Source organism: Vibrio sp. Of7-15, assembly GCF_022347565.1.
GTDB lineage: Bacteria > Pseudomonadota > Gammaproteobacteria > Enterobacterales > Vibrionaceae > NORP241.
The window spans coordinates 65595-81942 of sequence record NZ_JAKRGH010000005.1; the positions used below are offsets into that span (position 1 = coordinate 65595).

Here is a 16348-nt window from a genome sequence, read left to right on the forward strand (position 1 = left end):
CATTATTAAGTCCCCTATGTGTAAACACATGTTAGAGCGGGACTGAATATAAAAACGGGGCTGTCGAATCATCTACAGCCCCGTTTTCTTTATGCGATATCTAATACGATATGGTGTGTATCGTAGTAGTAAAAGCGATTAACCGCGTTGTGCTGCAGTAACGCGTAGTGCTTCTTTTTCTGCTTCCGATAGGAACGCCAGTTCTAAACCATTAATTTGAGCTTGTTTGATTTGCTCTTGGCTTAGGCCTGCTTGTGGTGCGGCTACTTCGTATTCGTATGGCAGATCAATGCCCTCAACCGCTGGGTCATCGGTATTTAGACACGCTAAGATACCGTGATCAAGGAACTGTTTTACTGGGTGCTCAGTAATAGAAGCTACAGTGCTGGTTTGAATGTTGGATGTAATACAAGATTCGATACCAATCTTGTTTTCTGCTAGGTAATCCATCAATTTAGGATCGTGAATCGCTTTCACACCATGACCAATACGTGTTGCGCCTAGTTCTTGAATTGCTTGCCACATGCTTTCAGGCCCCGCGGCTTCACCAGCGTGAACTGTGATATTCATGCCTGCATCACGCACTTGTTTAAAGTGAGAGATAAAGCGATCACCTGGCTGGCCAAGTTCGTCACCAGCTAGGTCAACAGCCACAATTTTGTCTTTTTGAGTTAAGATGCCATCCAGCTCTTGTTGGCAAGCGTCAGTACCAAATGTGCGGCTCATGATACCAATTAGGTTCGTTTTTACACCGAAATCACGAACACCTGCCTCAACACCATCAACTACCGCTTCTACTACACCCGCTACTGGCAGCTTATGTTTCATTGCCATGTAGTAAGGGGAGAAACGCAGCTCAGCATAATCAAGTTGTGCGTTTTTCGCATCTTCAACATTTTCATAAGCTACACGACGACATGCGTCTAAGTCGCCCAGTACTGCCACACCCCAATCCAGTTTGGATAAGAAAGCCACTAAGCTTGGCTCTGCTTCCACAATTTGAACGTGTGGGCGCAGTGCTTCAACGTCGTAAGCGGGTAGGGCAAGACCAAATTTTTTGCCAAGATCTAAAATGGTTTCGATGCGAATATTGCCATCAAGGTGGCGGTGTAGATCCGTTAGCGGTAGGTTTTTCGTGATCATGTTGAGGTCTCCCCAAAAGGCAAGTACAGAAAATGGTGGCTCAGTATACGAGCTAAGCCTGCCAGTGTCAGTATAGTGAACGAGGGAAAAGCCATTATTTGTTAAATTATGAGCTTACGTTTACTAAATCTGTTGGCCATTCTTCAATCGGAACGGGTCTGCTGTACAAGTACCCTTGAGCGGATGGGCAGCCCAAAGAGGCCAGTAACTGTGCTTGCTCGGCAGTTTCAACACCCTCTGCCACAATATCGATGTTAAAGCCCTTGGTCATGTTGATGATGGCCACGATCACCGACGTTTCTAATGTCTCTTTGGTGAGAGGTGCGACAAATGAGCGATCGATCTTTAGACAGTCAAAAGGCAGTTGGTGCAAATAAGCCAATGAAGAGTAGCCCGTTCCAAAATCATCAATGGCGATTCGCACACCAAGGCGACGGATCTTTTTGATGGTCTTAATGGTGTGTGAGTCGTGATTGACAAGGCGTGACTCCGTGATTTCAAGCGTTAGGTTCTTGGCTGGCAGCTGAGTCGTAGTGAGGGTGTGCTTGAGCTCATCAATAAAATTATCTCGGGTCAGTTGGCAGACGGATAAATTCACATTGATATGAAAATCAGGTGCCCATTCACCCTTTTGAATACGCTGAGCGGTGTCTTTACACGCTTGATTGAGAATAAAGCGACCGATGTCGATGATCATGCCGTTGTCTTCAGCAATAGGGATAAAATCGGCAGGGGAAACCATGCCTCGTTGTGGGCTAAACCAACGGATTAAGGCTTCTGCCCCTTTAATCTGTCCAGTTTCTAAATTAATCACTGGCTGATAAAAAGGGACAAACTCTTGATTGTCTATGGCATAACCCAGTTCTGTGGTTAGGCGGGTTTTCATCTCGGAAGCTAAGGCCATGTCTGGGTGGTAAAGCACAATACCTTGCGGAGAGTGTTTGGCCTGGCTTAAGGCAATGCTGGCATTACGAAGCCACTCAGAGATGCTGGAAGTGGCTAAATTGCCCTCCATTGTACCGATGGAGACTTTAAGTAACACTTCTTCTCCTTGGGTGGTAAATGGGGTGTTGAACATGGCGTGTAACTCTTGTGCCTTTTGAAGCATGTCTGAGGTGTCATGAACCGTATGTAAATAGATTGCAAATTCATCGCCGCTGACACGGGCTAAAATGACCTGCTGAGAAAAGTGATGCCTTAGACGCTGGGCTATCGCAATGAGCAGTTGATCGCCATGTAAGTGGCCTAGGCTGTCGTTCACATCCCGGAATGCTTTGACACCAATTAAGATTAGCCCTCGATGTTGTGTGGTGCTTGCATCAATATTTACGGCTTCAATTAGGCCTTGCCTGCTATGAAGCTGTGTCAGAGAGTCGTATAAAATCTGATCTCTTAATGCCTGAAAGGAGGATTGCAGCTTTTGGGTCATGTCGCTAAAGGCATCCATCAGCATGCTGGTTTCATAAATGGTGCCTTTATCTTGAATGGCATATTTCCAATCACCACTGGCGAGGCTTTTTGCTGCATTGGCCGTGGTAAAAATAGGCTGGATAATGCGGTTGATGACAATAAGACCAACCACTAGCCCAATGACTCCGATGATGAGCCCTAAAAATAGACCTGTTTGCTGTTGCTGAGGAAGGTAGCCGAGTAAATCCCCCTCAGAGATAGAAACGACGATGTACCACTCTAAGCCATAACGATCTTGATAGCGGGTGACTTGGTTAAAGTAGCGATCATCATCGGTATTAAAGACGAAACTGTGTGCTTGTGCTAAGGCTTCTAAATTAAGTGATCCCACCTCTTTTGCGCTTTGGCGAATCACTGGGTTTGGGCTTTCGTTGGCAAGAAGCCGACTGCCTCTAGGGCTGTTCGGCGTGCCAAGGGAGACGACACTGCCTAAATCGGAATGGGCTACCAATCGCTGCTCTGGGTCGATGATGTAGATGGAACCAGTCGTGAGCTCTTTTTCTTGAATTAAGAATTTATTGAAGTTGTTGAGCTTTACATCCGTGACAACCACCCCGAGTAGCTGGTTGTTTTTTAAAACCGGGTTAATGGCTGATAAGGTGGTTTCTTTGCGTTCGTCTGCGTTGGCGTAAATGGGGGACCATGACGGTTTTAAGGTTTCTGCAGCGGGTGTATACCAAGGGCGAACGCGTGGATCGTAGTTCTCAATGACGGAGCGAATGTCATCGCTGATCTCTTTGCCGCGATAAATGATTAAGTTGTTATCGGTACGGCTGTCTTGCAACATCAACGATAGCCCTTGATTTGTCTCGCGGCGAAAGCCAATAAATTCGCCGTTGATACCACCAAAACCAATGACATTCATTTGTTCTAAATCGTGGTACAGATTGGTGAGGCTACCTTCGAAATATGGGTCTAGCTGAGAAAGATCGTGTGGTTGGTAAAGTTGGTAACGTTGAATGGTATCGCTTAGGGTCAGGTTAGCTTTAAAGGGTTCATCTAAGAATAACTTTAGATCATTGCTGACGTTTTTGGTAAAAGCAGCCAGTAGCTTATGACTGACTTCTTTTACCATTTTTTCGTAGCTGGTGCTTTGAATGAACGCGATGACGCCTATGGTTAGTAACAAAACCAAAGAGAAAGGCAGCATGACGGCAGTTCTGAGCGATAATTGTTTGTATTTTTTCACACGAATAACAACTTAATCCAATGGGAATTGCATTCCGTTTAGTGTAATGGTTAAAAATTATTCATGCTAGAAATAATAACAGTTATCTCACTAATGAACATCTATGTTGAGCTCTTTTAATTTTCTCGTCAGGGTATTACGCCCCCAGCCCAGTAATCGCGCAGCTTCTTGTTTGTGACCATGCGTATGGTTAAGTGCGGTTTCTAATAAGATACGCTCAAACTCGGGTTGTGCATCGGCCAACAAGTCATTTTGTCCTGCTGATAACGCCTGTTGTGCCCAGTTGGCGAGCCCATCTTTCCATGAACTAGTGCCGTTAGTTGTTTCTGGTGGTGTTTCTTCGAGTAATTCAGTGGGCAAGTCAGAAGGAAGCACTTCTTGGCCACTGGCCATGACCGTTAGCCAGCGGCAGGTGTTTTCTAACTGTCGGACGTTACCTGGCCAAGGCAGTTCGGTCAGCTTTGTGATGGTATCTGGGTGAAGGACTTTTGCCTCTATGTCTAACTCTTTAGAAGCGCGTTTTAAAAAGTGCATAGTCAGTTGAGCGATGTCTTGACGACGTTCTCGCAGTGAAGGGATGTGCACTCGGATCACGTTGAGGCGATGGAATAAATCTTCACGAAAATCGCCATCAGCGGCCAGTTGTTCAAGGTTTTGGTGGGTAGCAGCAATGATACGCACATCAACTTTTACTGGGGAATGGCCACCAACACGATAAAATTGACCATCTGCCAGTACGCGCAGTAAGCGAGTTTGAATGTCTAATGGCATGTCACCGATTTCATCCAAAAACAGAGTGCCGCCATTGGCTTGTTCAAATCGGCCTTGTCTTATGCTGTTGGCTCCCGTAAACGCGCCTTTTTCATGGCCAAACAATTCAGACTCGATTAAATCTTTGGGGATGGCGGCCATGTTCAATGCGATGAATTCGTTTTTTGAGCGTGGGCTATGGCGGTGCAAGGCATGAGCGACCAGTTCTTTACCTGTTCCCGATTCGCCGTTAATTAAGACAGAAATGGAGGAGCGAGATAGGCGACCAATGGCTCGAAAAACTTCTTGCATGGCAGGAGCTTCCCCAATGATCTCTGGGGCTGTGCCACCATTGCTGTCTTTATTTGGTTGTTTTTTCTTCTGCTCTTGGCTGTGGGTTAAGGCTCGCTCAACCAATGTAAGAGCTTCATCAATATCAAACGGTTTCGGTAGGTATTCAAAGGCACCTTTTTGGTAAGCACTGACGGCGGCATCTAAATCGGAGTGGGCCGTCATGATGATCACGGGCAGCTCCGGGTAGGTTTCTTGAATGGTTTTTAATAGGGTTAAACCATCCATGCCCGGCATGCGAATATCAGACACCAACACATCTGGTATGTTGCGTTCTAGAGCAAGCAAAACGCTGTCGCCATCGGCAAAAGTGTCACATTGCATTTTCGCGGAAGTCAGGGTTTTTTCCATTACCCAGCGGATAGAGCTGTCATCATCAACTACCCAAATTAGTCCTTTGCTCATAATGTCTTCCCCCTAGCAAATGTGGAATTTATTCTTATTTAATTGGTAAATATATGGTGAAGGCGGTGTGACCAGGCCAACTGTGTACCTCTATTTTTCCTTGGTGCTGATCCACTAAGTTACGAGCGATGGACAAACCAAGGCCGGTTCCTCCTTCGCGGGCACTGACCATCGGATAAAATAAAGTATCTTGAATATGCTGTGGAATGCCTGGGCCGTTATCAATAATGTCGATCTTGGCGGCAAGACGATAACGGTGGCCATTGATGTTGGTCTGGTAATCGGTGCGTGTTTTAATGATGATCTGGCCATCACTTTGTTTTTGTAATATTTGAGCCGCGTTACTGACGATGTTTAAGAGGGCTTGCTCTAGTTGCTCTGCATCCATCATAAAGTCAGGCAAACTTGGATCATAGTCTCGAACTAAACGAATATCCTTACCAGTATCAAGCTCCACCAATTGGCGCACTTTTTCTAACACAATATGAATGTTTTGCTGTTCTTTATGCCCTGGCCGTTGTGGGCCTAATAAGCGATCGACTAAATTTCGCAGCCGATCCGCTTGCTCAATAATGATTTGGGTGTATTCCTTTAACGATGGTTCTGGCAGCATTTTCTCTAATAACTGCGCGGCACCACGTAGGCCACCGAGTGGGTTTTTGATTTCATGGGCCAGCCCTCTGACTAAGACTTTGGCTGCTTGCTGTTGTGCATTTTGGTTGAGCTCTTGGCTTAAGCGACGTTGTTTATCGATTTGGCGAAGTTCAATCAGCAGCATTAATTGGTTTTGCCAAGGCACAGGGCTGACGGTGAGCTCTACCATGATAGGGCGGTTATCAATCACAATGGTAACGTCACTGTCTGTTATGCTTTGGCCGCTGTTTAGTGGCTGAGTGAGTAACCCTAGCTCAAAGGAGCTGTGTTGTACCAAGGTTGTGAGAGTCACATTTTCCAGTCTACGCGCACTTTGTGAAAAAAGTTGTTCGGTCGCAGGGTTGGCATAGCGGATCACCAAATCTTCATCCAGTAAGAGGGTGGCGGTGACTAAGTGGTTCATTAATGTGGTGGTGAGATCATTCGTCACTGGCATCGTCCTTGGCTTTTGCACTACATTGGTGCATTAAGTGTACCTTGGTTTGCAATAACAGTGCATGAATTTGGTGCGAGGATTTTCTATTGTTTACTCGCTTGAACGCTGTCAAAAACAATTCTATTTATTTTCAATTGGATAGTTTGTTTTTTGGTGCCGATTATCATGAATTAACCACGGTTATTGCGTGATGCACGGTGGAGGTGCACGGTCATCGGATCAGATAATGCAATTACCTTGCCGCTATTAACTACTTGAATTTGAAGTGTATGAGTTCCGCGGTCAATGTTTTTGAGCTGCCATTGTGTTTGCGTTTGTGGGGCATTGTAAGGGGAGTTATTCAGCAGCAATTGTAATTGCTCACCGATTTGTGCCTTACGAGCCAGCTCTGCTTTTATGGTGATGTTGCCTTGGTTGCTTCTAATGGTTTGTTGGTTGGTGATATTGGTGAATGTGACTTTTTGTGGCGCTAGAGGCACTGAAGCGGGTCGTGCGTCGTTGTTCATTACATTGGCTGATGCGTTGTGTGCTGGGGGCGCTACTGGCGTCATGCTGGGTAACTCAGGCATGGTAAGTTCATCTTTTGGAATATGTTCTGCTGGTGGTGAATCACTGAAATGGCGGACATTGTCAGCGTCTAACCAAGTGTAAATTTTATTGGCGACGGCATTAGGTGAGAGTAATAGTAGTGTGCATAACACGAATAAATAAGGCATGGCAGACCCAGTATTTTAGGCAGGGTTCTTTATGGTAGTGGGAATTTGCTTAGGATAGCGATAAAAAAGGCCCACCTGCGAGGCGAGCCTAATTAAATATGTGGACTTTTCAGTCTATACAGACCATCTAGATCTTATACAGAGTAGTAAAGTTCAAACTCAAGTGGGTGAGTTGTCATGTTGATTTTCTCAACATCTTGAGATTTCAGTGCGATGTAAGAATCGATGAAATCATCAGAGAATACGCCGCCAGCGGTTAGGAACTCACGGTCTGCATCCAGCTCAACTAGAGCTTGTTGTAGAGATTCTGCAACTGTTGGGATCTCTGCCGCTTCTTCTGCTGGTAAGTCGTATAGATCTTTATCCATCGCTTCACCTGGGTGGATCTTGTTCTTAATACCGTCAAGACCAGCCATTAGCATTGCAGAGAAAGCTAGGTATGGGTTTGCTGCTGGATCACCGAAACGTAGCTCAATACGGCGTGCTTTCGGGCTTGGTACCACAGGGATACGGATAGAAGCAGAACGGTTACGTGCAGAGTACGCAAGCATTACAGGTGCTTCGAAGCCAGGAACCAGACGCTTGTATGAGTTCGTTGATGGGTTAGCAAATGCGTTGATTGCACGAGCATGCTTGATTACACCACCGATATAGTAAAGTGCTAGATCAGACAGACCACCGTATTTGTCACCAGCAAACAGGTTAACACCGTCTTTTGCTAGTGATTGGTGAACGTGCATACCAGAGCCGTTGTCACCTACAAGTGGTTTCGGCATGAAGGTTGCTGTTTTACCAAATGCGTGAGCCACGTTATGAACCACGTATTTGTAGATTTGAGTTTCATCTGCTTTGGTTGTTAGGGTGTTGAAGCGAGTAGCGATTTCGTTTTGACCCGCCGTTGCTACTTCATGGTGGTGCGCTTCAACAACTAAGCCCATCTCTTCCATAACCAGACACATTGCAGAACGGATGTCTTGAGATGAATCAACTGGTGCTACTGGGAAGTAACCGCCTTTAACACCAGGACGGTGGCCTTTGTTACCGCCTTCGAAATCGGAACCTGTGTTCCATGTTGCTTCTACGTCATCAATTTTGTAGAAAGAGCCTGACATGTCAGTGTTGAACTTAACATCGTCAAATAGGAAGAATTCTGGCTCAGGACCAATAAGAACGGTGTCGGCAATACCTGTAGAACGTAGGTATTCTTCAGCACGCTTTGCGATAGAGCGTGGGTCACGGTCGTAACCTTGCATTGTTGTTGGTTCAAGAATGTCACAACGGATGTTTAATGTTGCGTCTTCTGTGAATGGGTCAAGTACCGCACTTGCCGCGTCAGGCATCATTACCATGTCTGATTCGTTAATGCCTTTCCAACCAGCTACAGAGGAGCCATCGAACATTTTGCCTTCTTCGAAGAAGTCGGCATCAACTTGGTGAGCAGGAAGAGAGATGTGTTGCTCTTTACCTTTGGTATCGGTAAAGCGTAGATCAACAAATTTTACTTCGTTTTCTTGGATTAACGCTAAAACGTTTTCTACAGACATTCGGTATAACCTCCGGTGTTAAATTGTGCTGAATATGCGTAGCTCTCGCTGTACTTTGTCTAAAGCTAAAACTATGCCAAATTTATTAATCCTTTAAATACAGTGTTTTAGCCAATTTTAGCCTCTGGTGCAAGACCACGCTGCACCATTAATGATCTTTTATGCACTATTTTGGTGCATAAAAAGTTATTCAAACTGGCTTACTGTATTTTCACTGCTCCTATTCAGCGATCAATTACGCATCTTGTCAATCTAGAAATGCATAAATATTGAATGAATAAATTGGGTTTTCTTTATAACTCTTTGTTATTAAGTGTTAATAACGTCATTAATGTTTATTTTTAATGCAAATAAACCTTGACCCACTTTGGTGCAGTGAGTTTCCTCAATGAGGATAGACTACAATGACAAGGGAGGTGAATAATCGTTTTGCCTATTTTTGTGTGCTTGCAATAAACGCCCCATTGTTATCGGTAAATGGGGCATTTGTTAGGGGCTTGGCGAGATTTAGACGCGGTTTAGTGACAAATGCGAAAAATACTTGTGGTTTAAATCACATATTTCGTGGGTTTTGCCCTAAAATCTGTTAAATTATTGACCGTTTTTAAACCAAGTAGCTCCAATGGTGGTAGCTACACGCTCTGAGTGAATTTGAATCCATGTCTACTCCACAGATTGATAAACTAAGAAATATCGCGATTATCGCGCACGTTGACCACGGTAAAACCACATTAGTTGATAAGCTGCTACAACAATCAGGTACGCTTGAATCTCGTGGCGAAGCTGAAGAGCGCGTGATGGACTCGAACGATATCGAGAAAGAGCGTGGTATTACCATCCTTGCTAAAAACACAGCAATTAACTGGAATGATTACCGCATCAACATCGTAGATACCCCAGGACACGCCGATTTCGGTGGTGAAGTTGAGCGTATCATGTCTATGGTTGATTCTGTTCTTCTTATCGTTGATGCCGTTGACGGCCCAATGCCACAAACGCGTTTCGTAACGCAAAAAGCATTCGCACACGGCCTTAAGCCAATCGTTGTAATCAACAAGATTGACCGCCCAGGCGCACGTCCTGAGTGGGTTATGGACCAAGTGTTTGATCTATTTGATAACCTAGGTGCAACTGACGAACAGCTAGACTTTAAAGTTGTTTATGCTTCTGCTCTTAACGGCTGGGCTTCTCAAGAAGAAGACACAACTGGCGAAAACATGGAACCGTTGTTCCAAGCAGTTGTTGATACGGTTGAACCACCAAAAGTTGATGTAGAGGGTGCTCTACAGATGCAGGTTTCTCAACTTGACTACAACTCTTATGTTGGTGTTATCGGTGTTGCTCGTGTAACTCGTGGTAGCGTAAAACCAAACCAGCAAGTAACTATCGTTAGCGCTGACGGTAAAAAACGTAACGGTAAAGTCGGTACGGTTCTAGGTTACCTAGGTCTTGACCGTCACGAAGTTGATCAAGCAAATGCGGGTGACATCATTGCAATTACAGGTCTTGGTGAGCTGAAAATCTCTGACACCATCTGTGATGTAAACAATGTTGAAGCGATGACGCCACTGTCTGTTGATGAACCAACAGTAACCATGACTTTCCAAGTAAACACGTCTCCGTTTGCTGGTAAAGAAGGTAAATTCGTTACTTCACGTAACATCCTTGAGCGTCTAGAAAAAGAATTGGTTCACAACGTAGCACTACGTGTTGAACAAACTGACGATCCAGACAAATTCCGCGTATCAGGCCGTGGTGAACTTCACCTTTCTATCCTGATCGAAAACATGCGTCGTGAAGGCTTCGAGCTTGCTGTATCTCGTCCAGAAGTAATCATCAAAGAAGAAGATGGTCAGCTAATGGAACCGTTCGAAACCGTAACGATTGATGTGATTGAAGAGCATCAAGGCGGTATCATGGAAAACATCGGCCTACGTAAAGGTGAGCTGACTGACATGGCACCAGACGGTAAAGGCCGTGTTCGTATGGACTTCATGATGCCTTCTCGTGGTCTTATCGGTTTCCAAACTGAGTTCATGACACTGACATCAGGTTCTGGTCTTCTTTACCATACGTTTGATCACTACGGTCCACACAAAGGCGGTGAGATCGGTCAACGTAATAACGGTGTTCTAATTTCTAACGCAACTGGTAAAGCACTGACTTACGCACTGTTTAACCTACAAGATCGTGGCCGTCTGTTTGCAGAGCACGCGGACGAAGTATACGAAGGTCAGGTGATCGGTATTCATAACCGTTCTAACGATCTGACAGTAAACTGTCTGAAAGGTAAGCAGCTAACTAACGTTCGTGCGTCTGGTACGGATGATGCGCAGGTTCTTTCTCCAGCAATCAAGTACACGCTTGAGCAAGCACTTGAGTTCATCGATGACGACGAGCTAGTAGAAGTAACACCTGAAAACATTCGTATCCGTAAGCGTCACCTTACAGAGAACGATCGTAAACGTGCAGGTCGTGCTGCAAAATAATGCATTGTTGATTGAGTCGATAACGGCTCATCAATAAGCAAAATAAAACCCTTCAAAGCAGTGAGCTCTGAAGGGTTTTTTTAATGCTTACGAGAAAGACGGATTATTTTGATTTTAGTTGAGAAATAAATTTCTCAGACTCTGCAATCGCGGCGGTCATATCACGAATAGCACGTTCAATATCACGCTCTAGGGCATTGAATTCACCTTGTAGAGAGCCAATGGCACTGGCATTTAAGTTATGCTTTAAATACAGGCTATTATCACGAAGAGTATTGAGCACGGGCGTCATTTTCTGCTCGGCTTTTTTCATGGCCGTGAGCATTTTTTGATAAGACGCTTGAGTCTCAATCAGCTTTTTTTGGCTGGCTTGTTTTAAGTTTTTACTGGTATAAAGAGACAGCTCTTGTTGCCACTCATCAAATAACGCATCAGAAACGTCTTCAATCGCGCTAATACGCTCACGAACCTCTTCCGCGGCTTTTTCGCTGTCTTGGTATTTGTCGTTGACTTGGTTGTAGATCGCTTCTAATTCACCGCCTTGGAAATCTGTGAGTGCGCTAAGTGCTTCTAGTGCACTGGTGAATTCTTGTTGAGCTTCTTGCTGAGATTCTTTGGCGTCTTCCACGCGAGTCACCATAATATCGCGCTTGTGATAGCCAACTTTTTCCATTGCTGAGTAGTAGGCGGATTGACAGCCTGCTAAGGTTGTAAGGCTGAGAAGTAATACGAGCAAATAAGGCATTAGCCCTCCTTTTGCGTAAAATAGACGGATGATTAGAAGAATAGTTGGGAACTATGGCGGACACAGCTCACAGATACAAGTTGAAACTACCTCCTTTTGTATTATTAATTTTGAATTTTTTTCATCACTTAGCCGCGCGGATCAGTCATGACCGACTCACGGTGAGTGCGGGCTACATGGCGTACATCACGTTGTTATCGTTGGTGCCTTTGGTCACGGTATTGCTGACGGCACTTTCCGGGTTTCCGGCATTCTCTGGGGTTGGCATTGTGATCCAAGAGTTTGTTATTCAAAATTTTGTGCCCGCAGCGGGCGATGCGGTAAAAGGCGCGTTGAATGAGTTTGTGGCCAATACTGGCAAAATGACAGCAGTGGGTGGGGCATTTTTATTTGTTGCCGCCGTTATGCTGATTTCAGCCATTGATAAGAGTTTAAACTACATTTGGCGAGTGCAAGAAAAGCGCCGGGCAGTGTTTTCTTTTTCCATGTATTGGATGGTACTGACATTAGGGCCATTGTTGGTGGGGACCAGTATTGCCGCGACCTCTTATCTTACGTCGTTAAAACTGATTGAAAGCGAAGCCGTGACGGGACTGTATACTCAATTACTGGGTTGGCTGCCGATCATTCTTTCATTCAGTGCCTTTCTTGGGCTGTATATTCTGGTTCCAAATAAAAAAATCTACTTTCGCCATGCGTTGTGTGGGGCACTCGTTGCTGGGTTATTGTTTGAACTCAGTAAAAAAGGGTTTGCTTTATACATTACCCAGTTCCCGTCTTATCAAATGATTTATGGCGCGCTCGCCGCAGTGCCGATTTTGTTTGTGTGGGTGTACTTATGTTGGTGTATTGTGTTGCTTGGCGCTGAAATTACCGCCGGTTTAGGTGAGCGTGCACAGTGGGACCCAGCATATCAGTTGCAATCTATTCACACTGAGGTGATGGCAGAAAGCACATCGTCTCTTCATGTATTAACTGAGCAAAAAGGAAATAACAGTAGTGATAGCACTAATTCAACGAGTCAGTGAAGCATCCGTTAAAGTGGATGGCGAAATTACGGGTGAGATTGGTCCTGGATTGTTGATTTTACTGGGCGTAGAAAAAGGCGATGATGAAGCCAAAGCAAATCGCCTAGTGGAACGGGTATTGGGTTATCGTGTTTTTAGTGATGCAGACGGAAAAATGAACCTGAATGTGCAACAGATTGATGGTAGTGTGTTGGTTGTTTCTCAATTTACATTAGCCGCCGAGACGAACAAAGGCACACGCCCTGGTTTTTCACAAGGTGCAAACCCAGCAGACGCTGAACGTCTGTATGAGTATTTTGCTAAGCGATGCCAGAGCAAAGGGGTGAATACGGGCACTGGTCGTTTTGCGGCAGATATGAAAGTATCGCTGGTGAACGATGGCCCTGTGACTTTCTGGCTACAGGTTTAACTCGGTTAACAACCTTATGGATGAATATAGGGTGAGAGGGATTTCATGTTTCGTTTAATTACACCGACCACAGAAGCGCAATTTAAGCAGTATTATCATTTTCGTTGGAAGATGCTGCGTGAACCGTGGCATCAGCCGGAAGGCTCTGAACGTGATGCGTATGATGATGTGAGTCAGCACCGGATGATTGTAGACGGTAAAGGGGAGCCAATTGCAGCCGGGCGTTTGTATTTAACGCCGGAACACGATGGCCAGATCCGTTATATGGCAGTGGCCCCGCATTATCGCAGTAAAGGCATTGGTGCGTTGGTGTTGATGGCATTAGAGTCGTACGCTCGTCAAGAAGGGGCAAAAAGATTGGTCTGTAATGCCCGTGAAGATGCGATTCCTTTTTATGAGCGCAATGATTTTGTGAGCCAAGGAGAGCTGAGTGAAGAACGAGGGCCGACTCGTCATCAGCAAATGTTGAAACAGTTAAATCCGATGGCAGACGTATTAAGAAGGCCGGAATGGTGCAGTGAGCTTCAAGAGCGTTGGCAAAGTCAGATTCCGATCAGTGATAAAATGGGCGTGCGTATTACCCAATACACTGGCTATCGTTTTGAAGTGAGTGCCGTCTTAAACGCCAACTTAAACCCGCATAACACGATGTTTGCTGGCAGTATTTTCACCATGGCTACATTAGCGGGTTGGGGGCTAGTATGGCTGATGATGAAAGAGCGCGATGTCACTGGCGACATTGTACTGGCAGACAGTCATATCCGCTATCGAGAGCCCATTACTTGTAGCCCACGCGCGGTAGTGTCATTGGATAGCTTAAGTGGCGACCTAGACCGCTTAGTTGGAGGTCGCCGTGCTCGTGTGCAGATGACGGTGACTATCTATAGCGGTGATCAAGCGGCGGCGGAATTTACCGGAACCTATGTGTTGCTGCCATCCAAAGTCAAAACGGCCACAGTAGAAGCTCAATCACAATCAGTGGTGGATTCTGTGGTGTAGTTACTACCTAACCAAGAGCGGGTGATTTGGTTACAACCTTGAGTAAATTGGTAATCAATCTTTTTTGAGGCAGAAGTCGCCAAGTCCCAGCTTCCTTCCAAACTGGCTTTAAAATCTTCTCCTAAAAACGTGATTGGTTGTAGTGTTAACCGGCCACGATCTGCGGTGATTTTGATTGGGCTGATCTCCAATGGGTTGATGGCTTGCTTGGTTGAGTTAGATGGACGTGTATGAACATAAGATTCTTGGTAGTGCCACAGTTGCTCGGCATTTAATGGTGTCGCCATGTCTCTAGGTTGTAGTTGCAATTCGCCTTCCAAGCTGTAATTAAAGCTGTCTCGATTGCCCAATAAACCCTGAGCAGATAAAGAGACTTCCGTTAACCCCGTGATAGGCAGTGGGTACTTGAGTTGCTGAGCGTTGAGCCAATTAAACACTAAGTCAGTGGGGATCCCATCACCAGTGAGAGTCAGCTGCCAAGGTTGGCTCGGCTCACTCAGATTGAGCTTACCGTTTACTTCTAATATTCCTTGTTCTAGTGGGAATAAGGCTTGGTCAATGGTCCATTCGCCATTCATACTGGCCATTTCTACGATGGCTTGATTAGTTAATACGTAATTTAAACTGGCATTTTGTACGCTGGCATGGAGCTTTCCTTGCCATAATCCCCATTGTTCTTGATGTCGTAGGCTGAGCTGACGACCGTGTACATTAAGGCCTGTCATCTGAAAAGGCGTGCTGCTTTCAGTATCGATCAATTGGCTGTGTTTTATGCTCAGTTTATCGATTTCAACTTGTTGAAGGGGCGCTAAATAAAGCTGAAGGGTTTGTTGCCAATTGGGTTTTAATAGCCATTTAATACGGTTGACTGTAAGGGTGTCTAGTTGCAGTTTCTTTGGTTGCCAGTGCCCTGCTAGGCTTACAAAGCCACCTAGGGTGGAGAAAGATAAGTCGTGCGCTGATATTTGGTTTGGGGTAAACCTTAAGTCCGCCAGTGGGCTTTCAAAGACAATATTATCGATACTGGCACTGTCTGCGCTGAAAGAGAGAGTGGTCTTTTTTTGCTGCCAAAGCGTACTTGGCCATGTGAGATTAGTGATGGCTAAGTTCAGGTTATTAATGTTGATTTCGGGCAGTTCTATATTGGCATTCAGGGCATCAAAACGTTCAATCGTGATGATTTGGTTGAGTTCTTCTAACCAAGATAAATGGGGAGTGATGTATCTCATTTCTTCCGTAGTTAGATTTAAATCTGACACCGTAAGTTGAGGTAGTCGCCACCCTTCTAATTCTGTCCATTCCGCTTGTGCTGAGATTTGGCTGTTTTTCCAGTCAAAAGAAATGCCATAGAGTCGAGCGATATCTGTCTCAATTTCTCCGTCAATGACAACATGATCAAATGCTTCCCCCTGCCAATAAAGCTGCTCGGCAGAAAATTGTATTTGGCCTTGGAAATTGAAAGCACTTTGTTGATTTGGTTTCCAATTATCAAGTTGAATTTGTGCATTACGTAGGATTAGGCCATCACTGGCAAAGTCGAGTGCATTGATGGCTAGGCGTTGTACGTCTAAGCCATTCATTACTGTTAAATCTGGAATACCATGTTGAAGGCTTAGGCTGTCTAGTAATAAGTTCTCTATCGTAAGTTTTTTATCTGAAAGCAGAGAGGTTGAAAACCACACATCCGCTTGGCCGATCATTAATGGTTCGGGTTGAATGTGTCCAATGCTGAGATCATGAAAACGAAAATAGAGTGGTTGTTTTAGGCTGTAATCGATTTGGCGAAAGTGTATAGGGTATTGGGATACGGAATTCAGCGTGTAAGCCAATATTGGCTGAGCATAACGCGTGTGCAGTAAAGTGATGATACTAACAAATGCCACTGACAGTAGACAAAGAATCAAGAGCAAAAATTTACTGAGCATTTTCATTATGCTTCACTCCTTGAAGGCAGTACTCGGAAGTGAACGAGAAGAAGGCGAGTACACTTTCAGAGTGGCTTAAATTAAGAGTTCATTCA

At 45.0% G+C, this 16348-nt stretch carries 12 protein-coding genes; 4 read left to right on the forward strand and 8 right to left on the reverse strand.

Features of this window, described 5'->3' with window-relative positions; translation table 11 throughout:
• Positions 1 to 138: 138 nt before the first annotated feature.
• From add to glnA, 6 genes are all read right to left on the reverse strand, one after another.
• A complete protein-coding gene (gene add, locus MHO82_RS07775) occupies positions 139 to 1143 on the reverse strand; it encodes an adenosine deaminase (protein WP_239183305.1) in 1005 nt (334 codons plus the stop codon).
• A gap of 106 nt (positions 1144 to 1249) precedes the next feature.
• Positions 1250 to 3802 (reverse strand): EAL domain-containing protein, encoded by a 2553-nt coding sequence (locus tag MHO82_RS07780; protein ID WP_343299959.1) that lies wholly within the window; start codon positions 3800 to 3802, stop codon positions 1250 to 1252.
• Between the two features lie 90 nt (positions 3803 to 3892).
• A complete protein-coding gene (gene glnG / locus MHO82_RS07785) occupies positions 3893 to 5308 on the reverse strand; it encodes a nitrogen regulation protein NR(I) (RefSeq protein ID WP_239183306.1) in 1416 nt (471 codons plus the stop codon).
• 34 nt (positions 5309 to 5342) lie between these two features.
• Positions 5343 to 6398: a nitrogen regulation protein NR(II) gene (glnL, locus tag MHO82_RS07790; RefSeq protein WP_239183307.1), complete on the reverse strand. Its 1056-nt coding sequence runs from the start codon at positions 6396 to 6398 to the stop codon at positions 5343 to 5345.
• A 170-nt stretch (positions 6399 to 6568) separates the two neighbouring features.
• The gene (locus tag MHO82_RS07795) at positions 6569 to 7114 is read right to left on the reverse strand and encodes a DUF4124 domain-containing protein (RefSeq protein WP_239183308.1); all 546 of its coding nucleotides are present in this window, start codon (positions 7112 to 7114) and stop codon (positions 6569 to 6571) included.
• Positions 7115 to 7248: 134 nt separating this feature from the next.
• Positions 7249 to 8658, reverse strand: a complete 1410-nt coding sequence (gene glnA, locus MHO82_RS07800; RefSeq protein WP_239183309.1) for a glutamate--ammonia ligase — start codon at positions 8656 to 8658, stop codon at positions 7249 to 7251.
• Between the two features lie 659 nt (positions 8659 to 9317).
• On the opposite strand from glnA, the gene typA reads away from it, so the two are divergent.
• Entirely contained in the window at positions 9318 to 11147 is a 1830-nt protein-coding gene (gene typA / locus MHO82_RS07805; RefSeq protein WP_239183310.1) for a translational GTPase TypA, read from the forward strand.
• 103 nt (positions 11148 to 11250) lie between these two features.
• Here the strand turns inward: typA and MHO82_RS07810 are convergent, their stop codons facing one another.
• Positions 11251 to 11892 (reverse strand): DUF2959 domain-containing protein, encoded by a 642-nt coding sequence (locus tag MHO82_RS07810; protein ID WP_239183311.1) that lies wholly within the window; start codon positions 11890 to 11892, stop codon positions 11251 to 11253.
• 53 nt (positions 11893 to 11945) lie between these two features.
• Between MHO82_RS07810 and MHO82_RS07815 the strand changes: the two genes are divergently transcribed.
• From MHO82_RS07815 to MHO82_RS07825, 3 genes are read left to right on the forward strand one after another with little or no spacing between them, the layout of a single operon-like run.
• Positions 11946 to 12920 (forward strand): virulence factor BrkB family protein, encoded by a 975-nt coding sequence (locus MHO82_RS07815; protein WP_239183312.1) that lies wholly within the window; start codon positions 11946 to 11948, stop codon positions 12918 to 12920.
• The gene (gene dtd, locus MHO82_RS07820) at positions 12892 to 13329 is read left to right on the forward strand and encodes a D-aminoacyl-tRNA deacylase (protein WP_239183313.1); all 438 of its coding nucleotides are present in this window, start codon (positions 12892 to 12894) and stop codon (positions 13327 to 13329) included. The genes MHO82_RS07815 and dtd overlap by 29 nt, the downstream gene beginning before the upstream one ends.
• Before the next feature lie 45 nt (positions 13330 to 13374).
• Positions 13375 to 14328, forward strand: coding sequence for a bifunctional GNAT family N-acetyltransferase/hotdog fold thioesterase (locus MHO82_RS07825; RefSeq protein WP_239183314.1), 954 nt, complete (start codon positions 13375 to 13377; stop codon positions 14326 to 14328).
• Here the strand turns inward: MHO82_RS07825 and MHO82_RS07830 are convergent.
• Positions 14295 to 16259, reverse strand: coding sequence for an AsmA family protein (locus tag MHO82_RS07830; RefSeq protein WP_239183315.1), 1965 nt, complete (start codon positions 16257 to 16259; stop codon positions 14295 to 14297). The two genes, MHO82_RS07825 and MHO82_RS07830, sit on opposite strands and share 34 nt — an antisense overlap.
• Between the last annotated feature and the right edge of the window lie 89 nt (positions 16260 to 16348).

Excerpts from the sequence above, each read along its gene's own strand:
- add (WP_239183305.1), bottom strand. The coding sequence starts at position 1,143 with ATGATCACGAAAAACCTACCGCTAACGGATCTACACCGCCACCTTGAT.
- glnG (WP_239183306.1), bottom strand. The coding sequence starts at position 5,308 with ATGAGCAAAGGACTAATTTGGGTAGTTGATGATGACAGCTCTATCCGC.
- glnL (WP_239183307.1), bottom strand. The coding sequence starts at position 6,398 with ATGCCAGTGACGAATGATCTCACCACCACATTAATGAACCACTTAGTC.
- MHO82_RS07795 (WP_239183308.1), bottom strand. The coding sequence starts at position 7,114 with ATGCCTTATTTATTCGTGTTATGCACACTACTATTACTCTCACCTAAT.
- glnA (WP_239183309.1), bottom strand. The coding sequence starts at position 8,658 with ATGTCTGTAGAAAACGTTTTAGCGTTAATCCAAGAAAACGAAGTAAAA.
- typA (WP_239183310.1), top strand. The coding sequence starts at position 9,318 with ATGTCTACTCCACAGATTGATAAACTAAGAAATATCGCGATTATCGCG.
- MHO82_RS07810 (WP_239183311.1), bottom strand. The coding sequence starts at position 11,892 with ATGCCTTATTTGCTCGTATTACTTCTCAGCCTTACAACCTTAGCAGGC.
- MHO82_RS07815 (WP_239183312.1), top strand. The coding sequence starts at position 11,946 with ATGGCGGACACAGCTCACAGATACAAGTTGAAACTACCTCCTTTTGTA.
- MHO82_RS07825 (WP_239183314.1), top strand. The coding sequence starts at position 13,375 with ATGTTTCGTTTAATTACACCGACCACAGAAGCGCAATTTAAGCAGTAT.
- MHO82_RS07830 (WP_239183315.1), bottom strand. The coding sequence starts at position 16,259 with ATGAAAATGCTCAGTAAATTTTTGCTCTTGATTCTTTGTCTACTGTCA.